The 280-nt window shown below is 69.3% G+C and carries 1 tRNA gene; it reads left to right on the top strand.

The features are described 5' to 3' along the window. The first annotated feature begins 57 nt into the window (after positions 1–57). Positions 58–134, top strand: a tRNA-Met gene (locus MKL01_RS08875). Positions 135–280 lie beyond the last annotated feature (146 nt).

Genomic DNA, 280 nt, shown 5'->3' on the forward strand with positions numbered 1-280 from the left:
ACGGCAGGTCGCACCGGACCAGCCGCACACGCTTGCGGGTCGACCGCACACACTTGGCGCGGGGTGGAGCAGCCCGGTAGCTCGTCAGGCTCATAACCTGAAGGTCACAGGTTCAAATCCTGTCCCCGCAACCAAAATCACTCGCCTGAAAGCCGGTCCGCCTCCCGCGGGCCGGCTTTTTCGTGTCCGGACACGGCGATCCGCGCCCCGCTGCGGCCCAATGCTCCGCCGGCTCCGGCGCCCGGATGGCTGCCGCTGAACCCGCACCCGTCCACCGTCC

Origin of the sequence: Methylobacterium sp. J-070 (assembly GCF_022829385.1) — a bacterium.
Classification (GTDB): domain Bacteria; phylum Pseudomonadota; class Alphaproteobacteria; order Rhizobiales; family Beijerinckiaceae; genus Methylobacterium.